Source organism: Bifidobacterium sp. JNUCC 75 (assembly GCF_054819865.1).
In genome coordinates, this window is record NZ_JBTHIF010000001.1 from 87,955 (window position 1) to 106,282 (window position 18,328).

Below are 18,328 nucleotides of genomic sequence, written 5' to 3' on the forward strand. Positions count from 1 at the left end.
GCGCGAAGGCGCCCTTTTTCATCTCGACTGGAAGGGAGGCGCGGGATGGCGAGCGACTACGGGGACGAGGCGGGCGGCAAGCTGCTCGACTGGATGCTGAGGATCGGCCAGGAGGCCGGCGCCGAGGCAATGGCGCGCAGCGCGAGGGAGCTCTCCGAGCGCCTCGCGGGAATCCGCGGGACCATCGCCGGCGGGCGCGCCGAGCCCATCGCGGCCGACGGCGTGCCGGCCTACGCGAAGCTCAGCCTCGAGGAGCTCTCTGGGCTTCCCGAGTACGCGACGATCAAGGAGGTCGTCTCCGACAAGCTGCGCGCCGCGTCGGTCGAGCACCACATCATCCCCGGCGAGGGCCGCGACTGGCTGCTCTTCAAGGTGGAGGACGCCCCCGAGGTCGACGAGGCCTTCCGCCAGCTGGAGCAAGAGACGGGAAAGGCCGCCGATCGCGCAAGGGAGCGGCTCTCCGAGATCGCCGAGAGGCGCCAGGCGCCCGAGCGGCTGGCGGAGCGCGCCGAGCGGGCGCGCGAGGCGTCGAGGGCCCACAGCCAGGGCATCGGCCGGGACCGCGGCCCGCGCCAGATCGAGGGGCCCGAGAGATGAGGTGGCAGGCGGCGGCCGCGCTGGCCGCGGCGGCGTTCGCCGCGGGAGACTTCGCGGCCGCGGCAATCGCGGCGTCGGGCACGAGCCCGATCCTCGACCCGGAGGCCGCCATGGCGGCGATCCCCGCGGCGCTCCGCGCGGGGCGCGTCTTCTCCGCGGAGGCGGTTCCCCTGTGCGCCGGGACCGCCTGCGCGTGCGGCGCGCTCCTCGCCTGGGCCCGCTCACTGGGGACCAAGGGGGCCCGGCGCGACGGCGAGGAGCACGGTAGCTCCAGGTGGGCCACGCGCAAGGACATCGCGCCCTTCGGCGACCCCAAGGACCCCGACAACAACATCATCCTCACCGACAACGCGCGCATCCGCCTCGTGAGCCGCAGGTTCGACCTCTCCACCGACACCAACGACAACGTGCTCGTGGTGGGAGGACCCGGCACCGGCAAGACGCGCTACTACGTCAAGCCGAACCTCCTGCAGGCCAACGCCAGCTTCTTCGTGACCGACCCGAAGGGCACGCTCATCCGCGAGATGGGCAGCGCGCTGGCGGAGCTCGGCTACGAGATCCGCGCGTTCGACACCATCGACTTCACGCGCTCCATGCGCTTCAACCCCATAGCCTACATACGCGACGAGGCGGGCGTCATCCGCTTCGCCCGCGGCATCGTCGCCAACACCGAGGGCGACGCCGACCACAAGGGCGACCCCTACTGGGAGAAGGCCGAGCGCCTGGTCTACACCGCGCTCACGGCCTACCTCGTCATGCACTGCGAGCCCGCCGACCGAAACCTCGACGGGCTGCTCACGCTGCTCTCGCTCGCCGACGCCCGCGACGACCCGGGCTACATGAGCCCGCTCGACATGGTGTTCCGCGAGCTGGAGACCGGCGAGCGCTACGTCAGGCGCGGCGGCGCCTCGGCGGAGGGCGGATCGCTGCGCGGCTTTTCCGAGGAGGACGGCGCGTGGGAGTGGGTCAAGGTCCGCGAGCCCGCGCCGCCCGACGACTTCGCGCTCGCGAGCTACCGCGAGTTCCGCGTGGCCGCCGGCGACACCATGAAGTCGATGCTCTCGAGCTGCAACGTCCGCCTGAAGCCGCTTTCCATCCGCGCCGTGCGCGACCTCACCTCCAAAGACGAGCTCGACCTCGCCCACATGGGCGACGAGGGCGCCAAGGTCGCGCTCTTCGCGTCTATGAGCGACACCGACTCGACCTTCGACTTCCTGTTCGCCCTGCTCATGGATACGGCCGTGAGCGCGCTTTGCGCCGAGGCGCTCGAGGCGCACGGCGGCTCGCTGCCCACGACGGTGCACTTCGTCTTCGACGAGTTCGCCAACATCGGGCGCATACCCGACTTCGAGCGGACCATCGCCGTCACCCGCAGCAGGAACATCGCCGTCTCGATGATCGCCCAGTCGCTCTCGCAGCTGAAGGAGACCTACGGCGACAACAACGCCGAGACCATCGTGAACGCCTGCGACACGCTGCTCTACCTGGGCGGCAAGGCGAACGAGACCAACGAGGAGATCAGCAAGATGGCCGGCAAGCAGACGGTGGCGAGCGAGACGCAGAGCGACTCGCGGGGCGCCGGCTGGACCCGGACCGTGAACCGCGGCATCTCCGAGCGCGACCTCATACAGCCCGCCGAGGTGGCGCGCATGCCGCGCGAGGACGCGCTCGTGCTCGTGAACGGGTGCATGCCGCTCATGGACCGGAAGTACCGGCTCGAGCGCCACCCGCGCTCGCGCCTGCTCGAGGAGGCCACGCGCCGCGGCCCGTTCGACTTCGCGGAGTACCGCAGGCGGAAGGACGGCGCCTCGTGACGGGGCCGCGGAGGGCGCGGGCCTCCCCCGCCGCGGGGGAGGAGCAGCAAGGAACATCGTCAACCGAAAGCAAAGGAGAGCAGCATGCTCGCAAACGTCATCAAGCTCGTGTCGGGCTGCGTGACCTTCCTCGGCGGCTTCCTGGTCGTGTGGGGAGCGGTCTCGCTCGGCCTGGCCATCAGGGAGCAGCAGGGCGGCCCGCAGATCGCGACCGCCATTTCCACCATCGCCGGCGGCGCGATCATCATCGCCGCGTCGGTCTACTTCGGGCAGCTGGACACGTCCTGGCTGCCGGCATAGGGGGCGTCGCGGATGGCGCTCCGGATACCGGTGCAGAAGGACATCGGGGAGTACGAGGAGAAGATCGTCGGGAAGATGAGCCTGCGCACGCTCGCATGCGTGTCGCTCGGCTTCGGCAGCGCGGTCGGGGCGGCGGCCTTCGTCCACCTGGGCCTGCACGCCGACGTCGCGGACGCGGCCTTCCCGATCATGCTCTGCAGCATGCCGTTCTGGCTCGCCGGGTTCTGGCGGCCCTTCGGCATGCGCGCCGAGGAGCTGCTGCCGCTTTTGGCGGCACACGAGCTCTCCCCGCAGCTGCTCGCGTACGAGCCCTGCCTCGCCGGGAGCCTCCCCGAGGGCTCGCCGCGCCCGGGCCGCCCGGGACGTCGCGCGAGGCGCAGGGCAAGGAAGAAAGGAGCCGAGCTCTATGAGCCGAGCAAGAAGCAACAAGGAGAATAGGCCGAAGCGCCCGAGCACCCTCGGGCTGCTCCTCGGCGGCACGGGCGGGCGCAAGGACGCCTCGAAGGGCGCGGAGGCCGAGCGGCAGAGGCGCCGCCGGGAGCGCGACCGCTCGCGCGAGATGGCCGCCTACGTCGGCTACGACGCCATGTACAGGGACGGCATCGCCCAGGTGATGCCCGGGGTGTTCAGCCAGACGGTCGAGTTCTCCGACATCAGCTACCAGTCCGCGCGCAAGGAGGCGCGCGAGACGGCCTTCACCGTGATGAGCTCGCTGTTCAACTACTTCCCGGCGGACTCCCACGTGCAGCTCCAGGTAGTGAACGCGCCCATCCCCGCCGACGAGGTCGGCCGCAAGGTCTTCTTCGAGCCCGGGGAGCGCGCCACCGCCGGGCTCGCCGAAGAGTACAACCGGATCCTCAACGACAAGATGCGCGAGGGCGTCTCGAACCTCGTGCGCCACCGCTACCTGACCTACGCCGTGGGCGCCGACGACGTCGACGCCGCGGTGCCCAAGCTCGCGCGCATCCGGGGCGACGTGGAGCAGACGCTCGCGCGCATACGCTGCTCGTCGCGCGCCCTCGACGGCGTCGAGAGGCTCGAGCTTTTGCAGGGGCAGCTGCGCCCGGGGTCGCGCTTCGAGTTCTCCTGGGACAAATTGTCCCCGACGTCGGGAGCGCGCACGAAGGACTTCGTCATGCCCTCCACGCTCGACTTCAAGCCCGAGGGCAGGTCCGACTGCTTCCGCAGCGACGGGCGCTACGGCGCGGTGCTCGCGGTGCGCAGCTTCGGGTCAGTCATCGAGGAGACCTACCTCGCCTCCATCATCGACCTGCCGCTGCCGCTCAACGTGACGCTGCACGTGCAGCCCATCGCGCAGAGCGAGGCGCTCGCGCTCGTGAAGCGCCAGATCGACTGGATGGACAAGGAGATCATCGACGAGCAGATGAGCGCCGTGAAGAAGGGCTACGACTACCAGATCCTGCCGCCCGAGCTGCGCTTCTCGAAGGAGGAGGCCGAGGAGCTGCTCGACTTCCTGCGCAACAAGTCCGAGCGCCTGTTCGTCTACACGGGCCTCGTCTACACCTGGGCCGACAGCCTCGAGGAGCTCGACCGCCGCGTCCAGCAGGTGACGAGCGTCGCGCAGGGCTGCACGATCGGCCTCGAGCCGCTCCACTTCCGGCAGCGCCAGGCTCTCAACTCGGTGCTCCCGCTCGGGGACAACCACGTCACCGTGAGCCGCTACCTCACCACGGGGCAGGTGGCCATGCAGATGCCCTTCGCCAGCCAGAGCCTCGACGAGGCGGGCGGAGGCTACTACGGGCAGTCCAGGGAGAGCGGGAACCTGGTGCTGTGCGACCGCAAGCGCCTGGCGAGCCCCATGGGCTTCGTGTGCGGCAAGCCCGGATCGGGCAAGAGCTTCTCGGTGAAGCGCGAGATAACCAACACCGTGCTCGCGCACCCCGAGGACGAGGTCGTGATCTTCGACCCGGCCGGCGAGTACGGCAACCTCGTCGGCGCGCTCGGCGGTGCGAACGTCGAGCTCGCCCCGGGATGCTCGGCGGTGCTCAACCCCCTCGACACCGCCGACGTCGCGGACCGCGCCGACGCCGCCAAGCTCGCGTACAAGACCGACGCGGTGCTCGCGCTCTCGAGCGCGCTCATGGCCGAGGGCCGCGAGGGCCTGCCGGAGCGCGACCGCTCGATCATCGCCCGCTGCGTCGGCGAGGCGTACCGGGAGTGCGCGAGGGACGGCCGCCTGCCCACGCTCGGCGACTTCCACGCGGCGCTGCTCGCTCAGCCCGAGCCCGAGGCCGCCGACATCGCGCTGCGCTACGAGCGCTACGTGAAGGGCGCGTTCTCCTTCTTCAACGGCCAGAGCAACGTGGCGCTCGACAACCGCATCACCAACATCGACATGCACGGCCTCGGCCAGAACATGCGCGTGTTCGGCATGATCACGGCGCTCGAGATGGTGCGCAACCGCGTGATGGTAACGCCGCCGCGCCCCAACTACACCTGGCTCTACATCGACGAGGTGCAGAGCCTCTTCGCGCACCCGACGGTGGTCGAGTACTTCGCCCGCCTGTGGCGCGAGGGGCGCAAGTTCGGCCTCATCTGCACCGGCATCAGCCAGAACACGAGCCACATGCTGGCCAACGCCGAGGCCCGCGACATGGTGCTCAACTCCGAGTTCTTCCTGCTGCACAAGCAGTCCACCGCCGACCTCGACGCATGGGCGGAGATGCTCCAGCTCTCCGCCACGGAGCGCGGCTACATCGGCGACGCCGTCAAGCCCGGCGAGGGCCTGCTCATCAGCGCCGGGATCCGCGTGCCCATCACCGACGACTTCCCGAAAGGCCCGCTCTACGACCTGTGGAACACCAAGCCCGCAGAGGTCGCCGAGCGCGAGATGCGCCGGGCGGCGCGAGAGGCGGAGGAATAGGAATGGCCGGCCCGAGCGAGGGCGGCGGGATGCTCGAGGTGGTCGGGGCGCAGCGCCGCGACGTGCTCACCGCGGGCGACGTCGCGGAGACCGAGCGCGACGCCCTGGGAAACGTCTCGGAGGGTGCCGGCCCGCTCGACGAGGCGGGAGGCCCCGCCGCAACGGCGAAGGGGCGCCCTTCCAGGCCCGACGCGCCGGAAGGCGGGCTCGGGGACAAATTGTCCCAACCAGCCGGCGACCGGCGCGCGGCGGCCGCGATGCGCTCGCGCGTCGATGCGGCGAAGCTGGCGATCGCCCGGGAGGCCGTCTCCCAGCTCGACGACTCGGAGGAGCTCGAGGGCGCCTCGGGCATGTACGACGCGGGGCGTGCGGCCAAGAAGGCCGCGGGAAGGCTGCGGCAGAGGAAGGCGAAGAAAGCAGCCCAAGGCAGCCGCAAGGCGGCGACCGCGCTCGGCGCCCCAAAGGGAGGCGCGCGCGGCCCCGAGGCAGCCGGCGCGACCGCCCCGGCCAAGCACCAGGCGGCCCAGGCGGCCGCGCAGGCGTCGGGCGAGGCGGCCCGAGCCGCGGGGTCGAAGGGCGCCGCCTCCGCGATCGCGGGCGCGGTCTCGGGCGCAGCGCCCGCCCTGCTCGGGGCGGTGGCCGGCATCGTGGCCTTCGTCGCCTGCGCGCTCGCCGTCGCGCAGCTGCTGAGCGCGCTGTTCGGCTTCTGGGACGACGCGGCCTCCAAGCAGGGCCTCGAGGGGCTGCCGCCCTACATCACCTACGAGATGGTCGAGGCGGCGCTCGAGTGCCAGGAGGAGTACGGGCACCCGGCGGGCTGCACCATCGCGCAGATCATCCAGGAGTCCGGCCAGGGCGACCGCATGAGCCAGCTCGCAGAGCGCGACCACAACCTCTTCGGCATGAAGTGGTGGTCGGGCTACGCGGGCTGCCCCGAGGTGGCCGGCAAGGCGAACTGGGCCACCAGCGAGGAGTACGTGCCCGGCGAGCACACCCAGATCACGGCGAGCTTCATCCGCTTCACCGGCGACGCCGAGTGCATCCGCTTCCGCAGCAGGGTCTTCCTGCAGGCGGAGCGCTACTCGGGCAACGCCCTCATCCGGGAGGCGATCGAGAGGCACGACTCGGACAGGATGGCCGAGGGGCTCAAGGACGCCGGCTGGGCGACCGACTCGTCCTACGTCGAGTCCCTGAAGTCGATCATGGCGCAATGGGGCCTCTACCGGCTCGACTCCATGACGGTCGAGGACCTGAAGGACTCGACCGCGAACGGGAACGCGATCGTCGAGGCGGCGTACAGCCAGCTCGGCGTGCCCTACGTGTGGGGAGGCTCGACCCCCGGCAAGGCGCTCGACTGCAGCGGGCTCACGCAGTACTGCTACGCGCAGGCGGGCATCCGCATAAGCCACTACACGGGTTCCCAGTACGAGGAGCTCAGGCGCATACCGCTCTCGGAGGCGAAGCCCGGCGACATCCTCTACCGCTCGGGCCACGTGGCCATCTACATCGGCGACGACAGGTACATACACGAGCCGCGAACGGGCGACGTGTGCCGCATAGCGAGCGGCATCGGCAGCTTCAGCTGCGCGCTCACCGCGAGATAGGAGAAACCAATGCAGGGAAAGTCAAGGGTCATGGCCGCCGTCGCGGCAGGCGCGCTCACCGTGGCGCTCGGCGCGGGCGCGGCGCGCTGCGCCATCGCCCCGCAGGAAGGCGCGCAGGATAGTCCCCAGGAGCAAGAGCAGCCCGCGGCTGCAGGCGCCGACGCGGCAACCGGGAAGGCCGCCTCGGGCGCCGAGGCGCTCTGGAACACCGCATGGACGGGCGCCGACGACCCGACAGCCACGCTGCGGATCGTCGAGGGCGCCATGGTGGAGAGCGCGGGCGGCACCGAGCGCGCCTGGTTCTTCTCGGCCGAGGAGCCCTCCGAGGCCGGCGGCGTGCTCAGCGTGCCCATCGAGGTCAAGGGAACCGGCGACAAGGCGGGAGGGCTCTCGCTCATCCAGGTCTCGGGCGACGGGGACGCCCGCACCCTGGCATGCGACCTCCTGACGCAGGCCTACGTGCCCCAGAAGGCGCAAGACGGAGCGTTCTCCGTGACCGGCACCGACGACCGCCTCTCCGAGGCGCTGGGCGCGGATGCCGCCGCCATCGAGGAGGCCGTCGCCGGGAAGGCGGCGGAGGTGTCCCCGCAGGCGGCGGGAGCCACCTGGGACAAGGAGGTGTGGCTCGACTACGCCGGGAACGTCGCGTCGACGACCTTCACGCTCGACGACCCCGCCTCGACGGTGGTCACCGTGGTCTCGCGCGGCGGCTCGCTGGAGGCGATGTAGCCGTGCGGGCGCTCAAGGCGCAGCGCCGCAGGGCGTTCGCCATCTCCGCCGCGGCGGCGTTCGCCCTCTGCGCGCTCCTGCTCGTCCCCGCGCAGCCGGCATACGCCGACATAGCCGGGGACGTCAACGATTGGCTGTGCGGCCTTCTGCGCGACTGCTGCAACTGGATGTTCAAGGCTCAGACGGGCGTGCTCGGGTCGATCGGCGCGAACGGGATCCTCTCGGCCGACTTCGCGCACATGCTCACGAGCTCGAGCGACCTGACCATGCACGACGTCGCCCGGGGCGTATGGCAGGTTGCCATCCTGCCGATCGGGTGCGGGGTGCTCGGCCTGGTCTTCACCCTGAAGCTCGTCGAGATCTCCCAGCGCATGGACGGCAGCCAGAGCCTTCCCGGCGTCAAGGAGGTCGTTTTCCTCCTCGTGTTCTTCGCCGTGTTCCTGTTCCTCATACAGAACAGCTTCGACCTGATGGCGTCGATCTACGAGGTCTGCGGGCTCGCCATCGACCGAGTCGAGGCGCTCTTCGGCGCCGGAGGCGCGCTCGACCTGCCCGAGGTGTCCGTCGTCACCACCGACGACGACATCCCGTCGCTCATCGCCATGCTCGTCGTGAGCCTCATCAGCTGGGTCGTGGTGCTGGCGGCCTACGTCGTCGCCCTCGTGGTCTGCTGGGCCCGCGCGCTCCAGCTCTACATCATGGCCGCGTTCGCCCCGATCCCGCTGGCGTTCCTCGGCATGGACGCCACGCGCCAGATAGGCCTTGGCTACCTGAAGAGCTTCGGGGCGGTCTGCATCGCCGGCGTCATCATCCTCGTGCTGCTCATATCGTTCCCGCTCGTGCTCGGCGGGCTCACCGGGGCGAACCCCGGGACGGGCACCCCGGCCGACGCGGTCGCAAACGGGCTCACCTACGCGCTGCAGTACCTGGCCATGTGCGTGCTGCTCATCCTGGCCCTCGTGAAGAGCGGCTCCTGGGCGCGCGACATCGTGAGCGGCTTCTAGCGGAAAAGCGAGGAAGGGGGCGGTCGCCATGAGATAGGGGCACCGCGCCGGGGCACGCGTCCCGGCGGATGAAGACAAGGACCGATTGAAAACGAAAAGGAGGAAAGACATGGAAGAGAGGAAGAACGTGTACCTCTCGCTGCACAAGAGCTTCGTGCGCGAGGGCATCGAGTACACCGACCGCGCGACCGGCGAGACCAGGACCTTCAACTCGGCGACCCTTCCCAAGGGCACCGTCGTCGACGGCGTGGACGTGGGAGGCTACGAGTTCAGCCCCATGTTCGTGAACGAGAGCCGCTTCAAGGGGGCCGACTTCCGGGACATACCGCTGCTCGCGAACCGCGAGGTGTGGCTGAGGAAGACGGTGATGGGCCCGGACGGCCAGCCCGAGCTCGACGAGGACGGCCGCGCGGTCAAGGACACCGTGAAGGTCATGCCCGCGCAGCTCAAGGAGGCCGTTGACGCAGGGCGCTCGCGCTACCTCGCGGAGCGCGCCGAGCACGCCCGCCAGGCGAGCCGCGCCGCCGAGCACGAGGCGCCCCGCGCACAGCGAAGCGTCGAGAGATAGGGAGGCGGAAAGATGAACGCAGCGAAAGACTGCACCCTGCAGGAAAAGCTCCTCCGATGCGCCATGGCGCTCATCCTGGCGGCGGGGGCGCTGCTCGCCTCCGTGGCGGCCTCGCCCGCCTACGCCGCGCCGAGCACGGTAGACGTGTCCATCGGCGGCAAGATCCCCTACGGCGGCTTCGCCACCACGTGGATGAGCGCCGACGGGAACATCGCCTACTGCGCCGAGCCCTCGTCCCCGACGCCCGCGCCGGGCTCCTACTCGACGAGCCCCGTGCCGAGCGGCGACGTGACAGCGGCGATCTGGTACTCGTTCGGCTCTCCCGGCTTCGACGCGTCGATGTTCCCGGGCAGCTGGTACGACGGCGGCGGCTGGGACGACGCGAAGTACGCCGCGGCGAGCCATGTGCTCATCGCCTACGCCTACTCTGGGTCCGAGTCGGCTGCCACGCACGGCACGAGCGCCGAGTTCGCCTCCTGGGCGAAATCCGAGCTGATCGGCGGGACCTTCGCCAAGATGAAGGCGGGCGCCGGCAAGGTATCCGCCGGGTTCGAGGCATTCTGCGTCAGGACCGGCGGCGGCTCTCAGACGCTCGTGAGCTTCAGCTGGTCCACGGGCGGAGTCAAGGTCGCCAAAACGGACTCCGAGGCGGGCGCGGAGCCCCAGGGCGACGCCTCGCTCGACGGCGCGAGCTTCTCCGTCGTTAACGAGACCGGCCGCTACGTGCTGGTCGGCGGCAAGTACTACGCCGACGGCGAGGTATGCGCCACGATAAAGACCGCGCCCGAGGACGGGTCGCACGTCGCCGCGACCGGCGCCGACACCCTCCCCGCGGGCAATTACCGCATCGTCGAGTCCGGCGCGCCCGAGGGCTACGACGCCAGCGACGCCTCCGTCACGTTCACCGTGAAGGCCGACGAGATGCGCGACCTCACGGGCGACCCCGTGACCGACGAGGTCTTCCGCGGCGGCGTGCAGGTGACCAAGTCCGACAAGGAGCTGCAGGCGTCCGAGGCGCTCGCGGGCAGCGGCCACAAGGAGGCGCCTGGCGAGCACCCCGGCCTCGACGGGATCGAGTTCACCGTCACGAACCGCTCGGCGCACAAGGTCCTCGTTGACGGCGAATGGCGCGAGCCGGGCGAAGCCGTGGCCACGCTGACCACCGCATGGAACGACGAGGCCGGCGCCTACACCGCGCAGACCGCGGCCGACGCACTGCCGTACGGGACCTACGACGTGCGGGAGACGGCGACGAACGGGAGCTACCTGCTGACCGACGGCGAGCCCCGCACCTTCGAGGTCCGCACCGGCGGCGAGATCGTGAGCGCCTCCGCGGACGGCGCCGCGCTCGAGTTCCGCGACCAGGTGGTGCGCAACGACCTCGAGCTCTCCAAGAAGAGCGAGTCCGACAACGCCGGCCTCATGGTCCCGTTCGCCATCGAGAACGCGGCCACCGGCGAGACTCACGTGCTGGTCACGGACCGCAACGGCGACGCGTCGACCGCGAGCAGCTGGAACAGGCACTCGAGGGACACCAACGCCAACGACGCCCTGCTCGGCCATGAGGGTCCGATCGAGCCCGCCGAAATGGACCCGAAGGCCGGCATCTGGTTCTCGCTCGGCGAGGACGGCTCCTCGGCGCCGGTCGACGACTCGCTGGCGGCCCTGCCGTACGGCGCCTACACCATGACCGAGCTGCGCTGCGATGCCAACGAGGGCCTCGAGCTCATCACGAGGAGCTTCTGGGTCGATCGCGACTCGACGGTCGCGAAGGCCGTGTGGATGGGCCTCGACGACCAGGAGGGCCCGCGCATCTCCACCACGGCAAAGGACGGGGCGGACGGCGACAAGGACGTCTCGGCCGACGCCGAGGCCAAGGTCGTCGACACCGTCGCCTACGAGGGCCTGAAGGCCGGCGAGGAGTACGAGCTCTCGGCCACCCTCGTCGACAAGGCGACCGGCGAGCCCGTGGCCGACGCCTCGGGCGTGCCCGTGGAGGCCAAGGCCGAGTTCGCCCCCGCGCTCTCGACCGGCAGCCAGGACGTCGAGATCGCCTTCGACGCGAGCCTGCTCGGCGGCCGCGACCTGGTCGCGTTCGAGAGCCTACGCAAGGACGAGGCCGAGGTGGCGTCGCACGCGGACCTCTCCGACGAGGGCCAGACAGTCCACGTCGCCGTCGAGGTGGGCACGCAGGCGGCCGACGCCGCCGACGGCGACCAGGTCATCGAGGCCGGCAAGGCCAAGGTCATCGACACGGTGGCCTACAAGGGCCTCGTCCCCGGCGAGACCTACATCGCCGTGGGCACGCTCATGGACAAGGGCACCGGAGAGCCGTTCCTCGACAAGGACGGCAACGAGGTGACCGCGCGCACGCCCTTCGAGCCCGAGGCACCCTCCGGCACCGTCGAGGTGACCTTCGAGTTCGACACCGAGGGCCTGGCCGAGGGAGACGAGCTCGTCGTCTTCGAGAAGGTCCTGGACTCCGCCGGCAACGTCGTGGCGGCCCACGAGGACATCGACTCCGCCGAGCAGAGCGTCGTCGTGGACAACCCCGGCACGCCCGAGGTCCCCGAGGAGCCCTACGCCAAGACCGGGGCCGACGCCCCCGACGGCACCGGCTACGCCGTGGCCGCGGGCATCGCTCTGGCAGCTGCGGCGGGTGCGGGCGGGGCGCTCGCGTACCGCAAGCGCAAGACGGCCGGCGCAAGCAAGGACGCGGCAGACGAAGAGCCGGAAGAGTAGCGGCGCCGCATCGATACCGAACCGGAGGCCCTGGGCGCTCGCCCGGGGCCTCCCCTGCGAACGGGGGAGGACATGAACAAAGGGAAAGCCGCCACGGCGCTCGCCATTGCCGTGGCGTTGCTGGCGATGGGGGCGCTCGCCGTCCTGCCGCTGTCCGAGAGGAACCCTTACGAGGTGCACGAGGTGCCTACTGCGGAAGAGGACGCGACAATGGAGGCTCAAGAGACGGGAGGCGGCATCGACTGGGACGCCCTTCCCGCCTCCGTCGTCGCTTGGGTGCGCGTGCCGGGCACGACCGTCGACTACCCGATCGTCCAGGGCCGGCCCGAATCGCCCGACTTCTACCTCACGCACGACGCCGGCGGCGAAAGATCCGCGTGGGGCGCTCCCTACATAGATGCCGGGTGCGCGCAGGGTGCCGAGAGCCCGCTCGTCATCGTCTACGGGCACCACATGTCCGACGGCACCATGTTCGCGCCGCTCGCGCAGTACTCGTCGCGCGACTTCGCCGAGGGGCACCGCACCATCCGGATCTACACCCGCGAGAAGGCGATCGAGCTCAAGGTCTTCGCGGCCGACGTGGTCGACGCGAGCTCGGAGGGCAAGCGGACCGACTTCGCCGACGCGGCGGAGCTCGCCGCCTACCTCGGGGACAAATTGTCCCGGTGCGAGGTCGTCCTGGAAGAGCCGGCGGACATCGCGCAGGCCTGGGCCTTCGTGACGTGCAGCTACCAGACGAGCAACTCGCGCACCGTCGTCTACGCGAAGGAGGTGGAAGGATGGGATTCGCGCCCTTCGGAATAGGGCTCCTCATGGGGCTCCTCACGCTCACGGCCTACGCCTGCTGCGCAGCCGGCGACGACGACCGGGACTAGCCGTGGGAAATCGAAATCGCACAACGGAAAGAGGCGGGCAATTGCCCGCCTCTTCTCACATCACCCACTTGAACACGGCACGGAACAGCCAGACGAAAAAGCCCAGCGTGACCTTAAGCGCCGCCATGAGGAACCTACCAAGCCTCTTCATCGACGTCACCCCAATCTTCCTTGACCTTGCGGGCGCCCTCGTCGGCGCCCTCCTCCTTCTCTTGCGCGAGCAGCCTCGCCAGCTCGTCGGGCACGCCCGGGACCTCTGCCCTCCCCAGAGCGCGCTGCAGGTCCCTTATCTGCGATTTCAGCGGTTTTGAGGGAGGGCCCACGTGCTCGCGGTAGCAGGCGCCGATCGCGGCCGCGTCGCACAGGAAGCCCCGCACCCGGGCGAACGCCTCGTCGCCGTCGAGCAGGACGCGGCGGGCTCGCCCCAGCTCGGCCTCCGAGGCCAGCATGAAGCGCCAGCCACGGGACCTGCGCGCGGCCGGTATCCCGTCCGCGGGCGCGTCGGCGCGCCAGTCGTCGCGCACCTGGTGCCAGTTCGCCGTGAGCCAGAGCCCCTTCTCGGGCTCCTCCCGCATCTCGAGCTCGAACTCCGTGAGCATGTTCGCGCCGGAGAACGGCGACCCCTCCGTGAACGAGAGCGTGTCGAACAGCGTCGTCCTGCCGCCCTCGTACTCTATCCTCACCATCATCTCCGGCCCCTCTCCCTGCGCTGGTCCTGCTGGGCCCGCTGCCGCTCGGCGGCGAGGATGCGCTGTTGCTCGTCCGCTCGGTGGCACTGGCGCGAATTGCCGCTGGCATCGTCGCGCCCTTCACCGTCCCCGTAGCGGGTCTTGAGCGGCATGAGCCCGTTCTCGGCCATGTAGGCGCGGGCGGCCTCGAGGCGACGGTATCCCTCGCCGCCCGCCTGGCCGCGCCGCTCGAGCGTCGCCATCCTGAGCCCGAACTCCTCGATGGACTCGACGTCGAACTTCGCGCACGTCTCGAGCGCCGAGGAGAGCCTGCTCAGCTCCGAGAGGTCGTTGAGCTCGAGGGCTCGCTCGGCGGCCTCGCGGATCCGCGCGGCGCTCGCGTCCGTGGGGCGGTAGGCGCCTTCGCGCTCGAAGCGCCGGCGCAGCATCTCCTTGCCGTAGACGAACCCCAGGCGCTCGCCGGTTACCTTCTTGGACGGTTCCTCCGCCAGGCTGAACACCCAGTCGTCCCGCCGCGCCTTGGCCGAGTTGTCGGCGACGTGCACGCCCAGGGCGTCGAGGATGCCGAAGAACTCCGCCTCGTCGCGCGCCGTGGTCTTGGCGAGCGCGACGCGGGCGCGGATGTCGCCGACCCACGAGTAGCCGCCCGAGCGCATGATCTCCTTCTCGGCCCGGCCCAGGTAGACGCTCCTGCGGCTCCTGGGCCCGCCCGCACCTGCCCGCCCGCGCGCCTTCGACGGAGATTCGGGCGCCCGGTCGTTGGAGAGCCCCGACAGCCCGCGCTCGCGCGCCATGTCCTGCAGGTCTCGGTTGAGGTCCTCGGGGTGCTGGGTCTGCATGCGGTAGCCGGTGCGGAGGTTGGCGTTGTTCACGACGATGTGCGCGTGCGGTATGCCGCGGGCGTTGTCGTCGTGGTAGACGATGGCGATCTCGTGGTCGTCGAAGTGCCTGAGCGCCCACGAGCACGCGAGCTCGCGCAGCGTCGCCAGGTCGATGTCGTCGCCGGGGTCCGGCGAGAGCACGAAGTGCTTGAACGTGCGCGCGGGCTTGCCCCTCCAGGGTGCGTCCGTGCCGAACGCGGCGCGCGTGGCGTCCATCTCGGCGTCCCAGGCGCAGGCCTCCTTGGCGTCTTCCCCCAGCGCGCCGGCGTCGCGCTCGTCGTAGCTCAGGTTGAACAGGTCGCGCGCCAGGGCGCGGCCTCCCTTCTCGAGGTAGCGGCGGATGCCGCCCGTCGAGCCGTGGCCGCTTATCGGCTTCAGGATCGGCATGGCGAGCCCTCCACGAGCGAGTCGGCGCCGATGCGACCGAGCTCCGCCGCCATCTCTCGGGCCGCGGCGTTCACGTCGGCGAGCTCGCGCTCGATCGTCGGGATGCTATCCGCGACGAGGTCGCGGTCGACGTGCCCGTGGCGGGCGTGGAAGTTGATGAGGTTCATCGCGTGCACGGCCTGGTTGTAGTGGTAGCCCCACTTCGTGAGCTCTCGCGACATCGCCCACAGGGCTCTGCGGTCCACGAGTATGCGGTGCTCGTCTCCCGCGTTGGCCTCCGTCGACAGCGGTATGCGAACGAGGTAGCGCAGGTACTCCGACTTGCTGAGGCCGGCACGCTCGCACCGCTCGCAGAGCGCGTCGTAGTCGCCTCCCTCCATGCGGAACGTGACGCGGCGCTCCTTGCCTTTGGCGGCGCCGGCTTCCTCTTCCATGGCGGATTCCTTTCCTCGGGCCCGCCGCGCGGCGGGCGCGTCTCTCTAGGGGTGCGGGGGATCCCCCGCAGGCGGCGGCCCGGCTCGGGCGCCGCCTCTGGGACCGGGCCTCGCGAAAGCGGGCTCCCGAACGGCCCGCGGCATGACGGGTCCGAGGCCGCCCGGTCCCCAAGTGCTATGGACGCCCGACGCGATGTCGGACGCCATAGGCTACTTGCTGGATTTCGGGCCTGAGGCCCTTCTGCGGCGCTTTCGGGCATCGGTGCCCGCATCCGTGTAGGGCGCGGTCATGAGCGCCATCTCCCGCAGCAGCGAGAGGTCGGCCGGGCTCGGGCTCTCGGGCGGGCTCTCCAGGAAGTCGGCGACGAGCCTCGCGGCCTTCGCGATGCGGCCGTCGGGGCCTGCCTGCGTCTTGCCCTCGCTCCTCACGTAGTCGGAGAGCTCGCGCTTGGTGCGCCGCCAGGGCTCCATCGCGGCGTGCATCTCCGCCTGGCGCTCCTTCGGCATGCCCGCGAGCGTGCGCACCGCCTCGGCGCTGAGGTTGCCGCGGTCGGCCTCGGCGGCCCACTCGGGCGAGAGGTCCTCGGCGATGCGGCGGGCAAGCCTCTCCTCGCGCGCGATGGTCTTGCCGGAGACCTTGCGGCCCGTCTGCCGCTCGATGATGGCGGCCTTCACGTCGTCGACGCGCATGCCGGAAAGCGACGGGTCCTCGGAGCGCAGGCGCACGGCGTCGCCCCTGAGCGCCTCGGTCGCTGCGGCGCGCTCGGTCACGGTGAGCGCGCGGGTGAAGTAGTTCGCGGCGTGGAGCAGCGTCACCGCCCGCTCGTCGTCGATGCCCTCTATCACGCGGCAGGGCATCTTCTCGTAGGCGGGGTCGTCCTTGGCGAGCAGCGCGTAGGCGGCCTTGCGCCGGTGCCCGGAGACCATCTGCCACGAGCCGTCGCCGACCTTGCGCACGAGCGGCAGGTCGGTGAGGCCGTCCTCGCGTATGGACTCGGCGAGCTCGGCTATCCCCGTTGGGTCCATGGAGTAGGCGGCGTTCGCCGGGTGGTCGGCGATGTCGGCCACCGCTATCTCGGACACCGGGTAGCGCCCGCGGGTGCGCGACGCGCCGTCGAGAAGCCCCGTGATGGTGAAGCCCGCGGCCACCTGGCTAGGCGAGCTCACGGGACACCTCGTCGGCGAGAGCTTCGTAGTCGCGTGCGGGGCGGCTCCCCGGCTCGAAGGCCGCCACCGGCTTCCATTGCCAGCTGCCCTCGCAGACCTTGCTGCTCGCGTGGATGACCGTCTCGAACTGCTCGCCCGGGAAGAACCCGTCGAGCACGGCCGCGCCCGTGGCCTCGGCGTTGGTCATGCGGCCGGGCACGCAGGTGCGCAGTATCTTCCATCTGGGCGTGGGCATGCGCAGAGCGTCCGCGATGGAGCGCGTCGCCTCCACGGTGAGCGCCGTGCCGCGCATCACGGTGGAGTCGAGCTTCACGGGGATGACGACCATGCCGCCCTCCGTTGCGGCGAGGTAGGCGTTGAAGGCGAGCCTGCGCATCACGGGGCTGCAGTCGATGAGGCAGACGTCGTAGGAGCCCGAGGCGTCGTCGAGGGCGAACTTGAGGCGCTGCTCGCGCAGGAGCATCTCGTTCTGGTCGACGAGGTCGATGGTCGAGGCCACCACGTCGAGGCCCTCCCCGGCGGCGTAAGCGACCTCTTCCACGGGCGCGCCGCCGTAGAGCAGCTCGACCGAGGTGCGGCGCTCGGAGGCGGCGCGGTCGTAGAGGCCGAAGAAGTCGGTGGCAGACGCCTGCGGGTCGAGGTCGACGAGCAGGGTCCGAAGGCCCCTGGCGGCGAAGATGGCCGCCAGGTTGACGGCGGTCGTCGTCTTGCCGACGCCGCCCTTGTAGTTGGAAATGGCTATCGTGCGCATGGGTCGCGTCCTCTCTAGCGTGGGGCGCGCCTCGCCGCATCCGGTCCGGCGCGCCCCGAGTCTCGGAGCGTCGGGACAAAACCGTACGGATTTGTCCGACAAGCGGAGTGTACCACGAAAACGTACGTATATGTACGTTTTCGTGGTACAGGGGCCGGTTTCGGGGGAAAGCCCGGCCCCGGGAGCCCGGGGCCGGGCGCGCCGCCTAGGAGAGCGGCTCCATCTCGCCGAAGCAGTTGATGTGGTGGCGAAGGAGTGCGCGGTTCTCCTTGACGACCATCATCGCCACCTCGTCGAAGCGGACCGGGGTGTCGGCGTAGTCGTCGCCGTTGCCGGCGAGCCACCTCGCCGCCAGCGCCTCGCGCAGCCCGCGCGCCCTGTGGGCCTCGGGGAAGCCGTCCGTCCCGATCCGGACCGTGGCGTCGACGAAGACCAGGGTCCCGTCCTCGTCCACCGCCACGAGGTCGATCCCGCCGATGCCCTCGGGTCCCTGCCAGGCCTCGTCGACGATCTCGTAGCCCTTGCGCTCGAGGAAGGCCTTGACCGCGCCCATCGCCTTTTCCTTCATGTCGTTCATGTCTTGCTCCTTAGACTCTGAGGCCCGCCCCTGTGGCGTGCCTTGCGCCGCGTGAGTCGCATGCAGCGCGGGCGTGCCTGCAAGGGAGGAAGCGAAGTCGGGCATGGAAATAGAAGTCTCCCGACGGCAGTTTTTCGCGTTGTTCGCGCGCGGAGCGCATGGGGCGAAGAACCCGAAAAAGTGTCGCGGCCCTTGCTGGCCGCCTGCCGGCGTGCGACCCTGCGCGTCCAAGGAGCGCCGGGGCGGGTATTCGGATCAAAGGGGCGCAGGCGTGCGGCATGGAATCCGGCGTGGGCGCCGAGACCCTCCGGGCATGGGATGCGGC

General features: G+C 70.4%; 17 protein-coding genes. 11 read left to right on the forward strand and 6 right to left on the reverse strand.

Annotation, left to right across the window (positions count from 1 at the left end):
* Nucleotides 1–45: 45 nt before the first annotated feature.
* From ACVWNW_RS00390 to ACVWNW_RS00440, 11 genes are all read left to right on the forward strand, one after another.
* On the forward strand, nt 46–597 hold the full coding sequence (locus tag ACVWNW_RS00390) for a hypothetical protein (protein WP_051923562.1): 552 nt from the start codon (nt 46–48) through the stop codon (nt 595–597).
* Nucleotides 594–2,411, forward strand: a complete 1,818-nt coding sequence (locus ACVWNW_RS00395; protein WP_096227025.1) for a VirD4-like conjugal transfer protein, CD1115 family — start codon at nt 594–596, stop codon at nt 2,409–2,411. The genes ACVWNW_RS00390 and ACVWNW_RS00395 overlap by 4 nt, the downstream gene beginning before the upstream one ends.
* 84 nt (nt 2,412–2,495) lie before the next feature.
* A complete protein-coding gene (locus tag ACVWNW_RS00400) occupies nt 2,496–2,711 on the forward strand; it encodes a hypothetical protein (protein ID WP_006234636.1) in 216 nt (71 codons plus the stop codon).
* A 30-nt stretch (nt 2,712–2,741) separates the two neighbouring features.
* Nucleotides 2,742–3,149, forward strand: coding sequence for a PrgI family protein (locus tag ACVWNW_RS00405; protein ID WP_270241130.1), 408 nt, complete (start codon nt 2,742–2,744; stop codon nt 3,147–3,149).
* Complete coding sequence (locus tag ACVWNW_RS00410) at nt 3,118–5,595, forward strand: VirB4-like conjugal transfer ATPase, CD1110 family (protein WP_073293312.1); 2,478 nt, start codon at nt 3,118–3,120, stop codon at nt 5,593–5,595. The genes ACVWNW_RS00405 and ACVWNW_RS00410 overlap by 32 nt, the downstream gene beginning before the upstream one ends.
* A gap of 29 nt (nt 5,596–5,624) precedes the next feature.
* Nucleotides 5,625–7,199, forward strand: a complete 1,575-nt coding sequence (locus tag ACVWNW_RS00415) for an NlpC/P60 family protein (protein WP_096228565.1) — start codon at nt 5,625–5,627, stop codon at nt 7,197–7,199.
* Between the two features lie 30 nt (nt 7,200–7,229).
* A complete protein-coding gene (locus ACVWNW_RS00420) occupies nt 7,230–7,928 on the forward strand; it encodes a hypothetical protein (RefSeq protein WP_198187153.1) in 699 nt (232 codons plus the stop codon).
* Nucleotides 7,929–7,930: 2 nt separating this feature from the next.
* A complete protein-coding gene (locus tag ACVWNW_RS00425) occupies nt 7,931–8,932 on the forward strand; it encodes a hypothetical protein (RefSeq protein WP_198187154.1) in 1,002 nt (333 codons plus the stop codon).
* Nucleotides 8,933–9,041: 109 nt separating this feature from the next.
* On the forward strand, nt 9,042–9,500 hold the full coding sequence (locus ACVWNW_RS00430; RefSeq protein ID WP_073293310.1) for a DNA gyrase: 459 nt from the start codon (nt 9,042–9,044) through the stop codon (nt 9,498–9,500).
* Nucleotides 9,501–9,512: 12 nt separating this feature from the next.
* Nucleotides 9,513–12,242 carry a VaFE repeat-containing surface-anchored protein gene (locus ACVWNW_RS00435; RefSeq protein WP_096227024.1) on the forward strand — a complete coding sequence of 910 codons (2,730 nt, stop codon included), beginning with the start codon at nt 9,513–9,515 and terminating at the stop codon, nt 12,240–12,242.
* 72 nt (nt 12,243–12,314) lie between these two features.
* A complete protein-coding gene (locus ACVWNW_RS00440; RefSeq protein ID WP_071128194.1) occupies nt 12,315–13,046 on the forward strand; it encodes a class B sortase in 732 nt (243 codons plus the stop codon).
* A 205-nt stretch (nt 13,047–13,251) separates the two neighbouring features.
* On the opposite strand, the gene ACVWNW_RS00445 is transcribed toward ACVWNW_RS00440, so the two are convergent.
* The 6 genes from ACVWNW_RS00445 to ACVWNW_RS00470 form a co-directional block, all read right to left on the reverse strand.
* Nucleotides 13,252–13,806, reverse strand: a complete 555-nt coding sequence (locus ACVWNW_RS00445) for a hypothetical protein (protein WP_073293304.1) — start codon at nt 13,804–13,806, stop codon at nt 13,252–13,254.
* Nucleotides 13,803–15,074: a relaxase/mobilization nuclease domain-containing protein gene (locus tag ACVWNW_RS00450; RefSeq protein ID WP_096227023.1), complete on the reverse strand. Its 1,272-nt coding sequence runs from the start codon at nt 15,072–15,074 to the stop codon at nt 13,803–13,805. Before ACVWNW_RS00450 ends, ACVWNW_RS00445 begins: the two co-directional genes overlap by 4 nt.
* Nucleotides 15,062–15,508 (reverse strand): CopG family transcriptional regulator, encoded by a 447-nt coding sequence (locus ACVWNW_RS00455; protein ID WP_015540324.1) that lies wholly within the window; start codon nt 15,506–15,508, stop codon nt 15,062–15,064. Before ACVWNW_RS00455 ends, ACVWNW_RS00450 begins: the two co-directional genes overlap by 13 nt.
* A 210-nt stretch (nt 15,509–15,718) precedes the next feature.
* Nucleotides 15,719–16,675 (reverse strand): ParB/RepB/Spo0J family partition protein, encoded by a 957-nt coding sequence (locus ACVWNW_RS00460; RefSeq protein ID WP_096227022.1) that lies wholly within the window; start codon nt 16,673–16,675, stop codon nt 15,719–15,721.
* On the reverse strand, nt 16,662–17,426 hold the full coding sequence (locus tag ACVWNW_RS00465) for a ParA family protein (RefSeq protein ID WP_033499416.1): 765 nt from the start codon (nt 17,424–17,426) through the stop codon (nt 16,662–16,664). Before ACVWNW_RS00465 ends, ACVWNW_RS00460 begins: the two co-directional genes overlap by 14 nt.
* 205 nt (nt 17,427–17,631) lie before the next feature.
* Nucleotides 17,632–18,003: a YraN family protein gene (locus ACVWNW_RS00470; RefSeq protein WP_096227021.1), complete on the reverse strand. Its 372-nt coding sequence runs from the start codon at nt 18,001–18,003 to the stop codon at nt 17,632–17,634.
* Nucleotides 18,004–18,328: the final 325 nt, after the last annotated feature.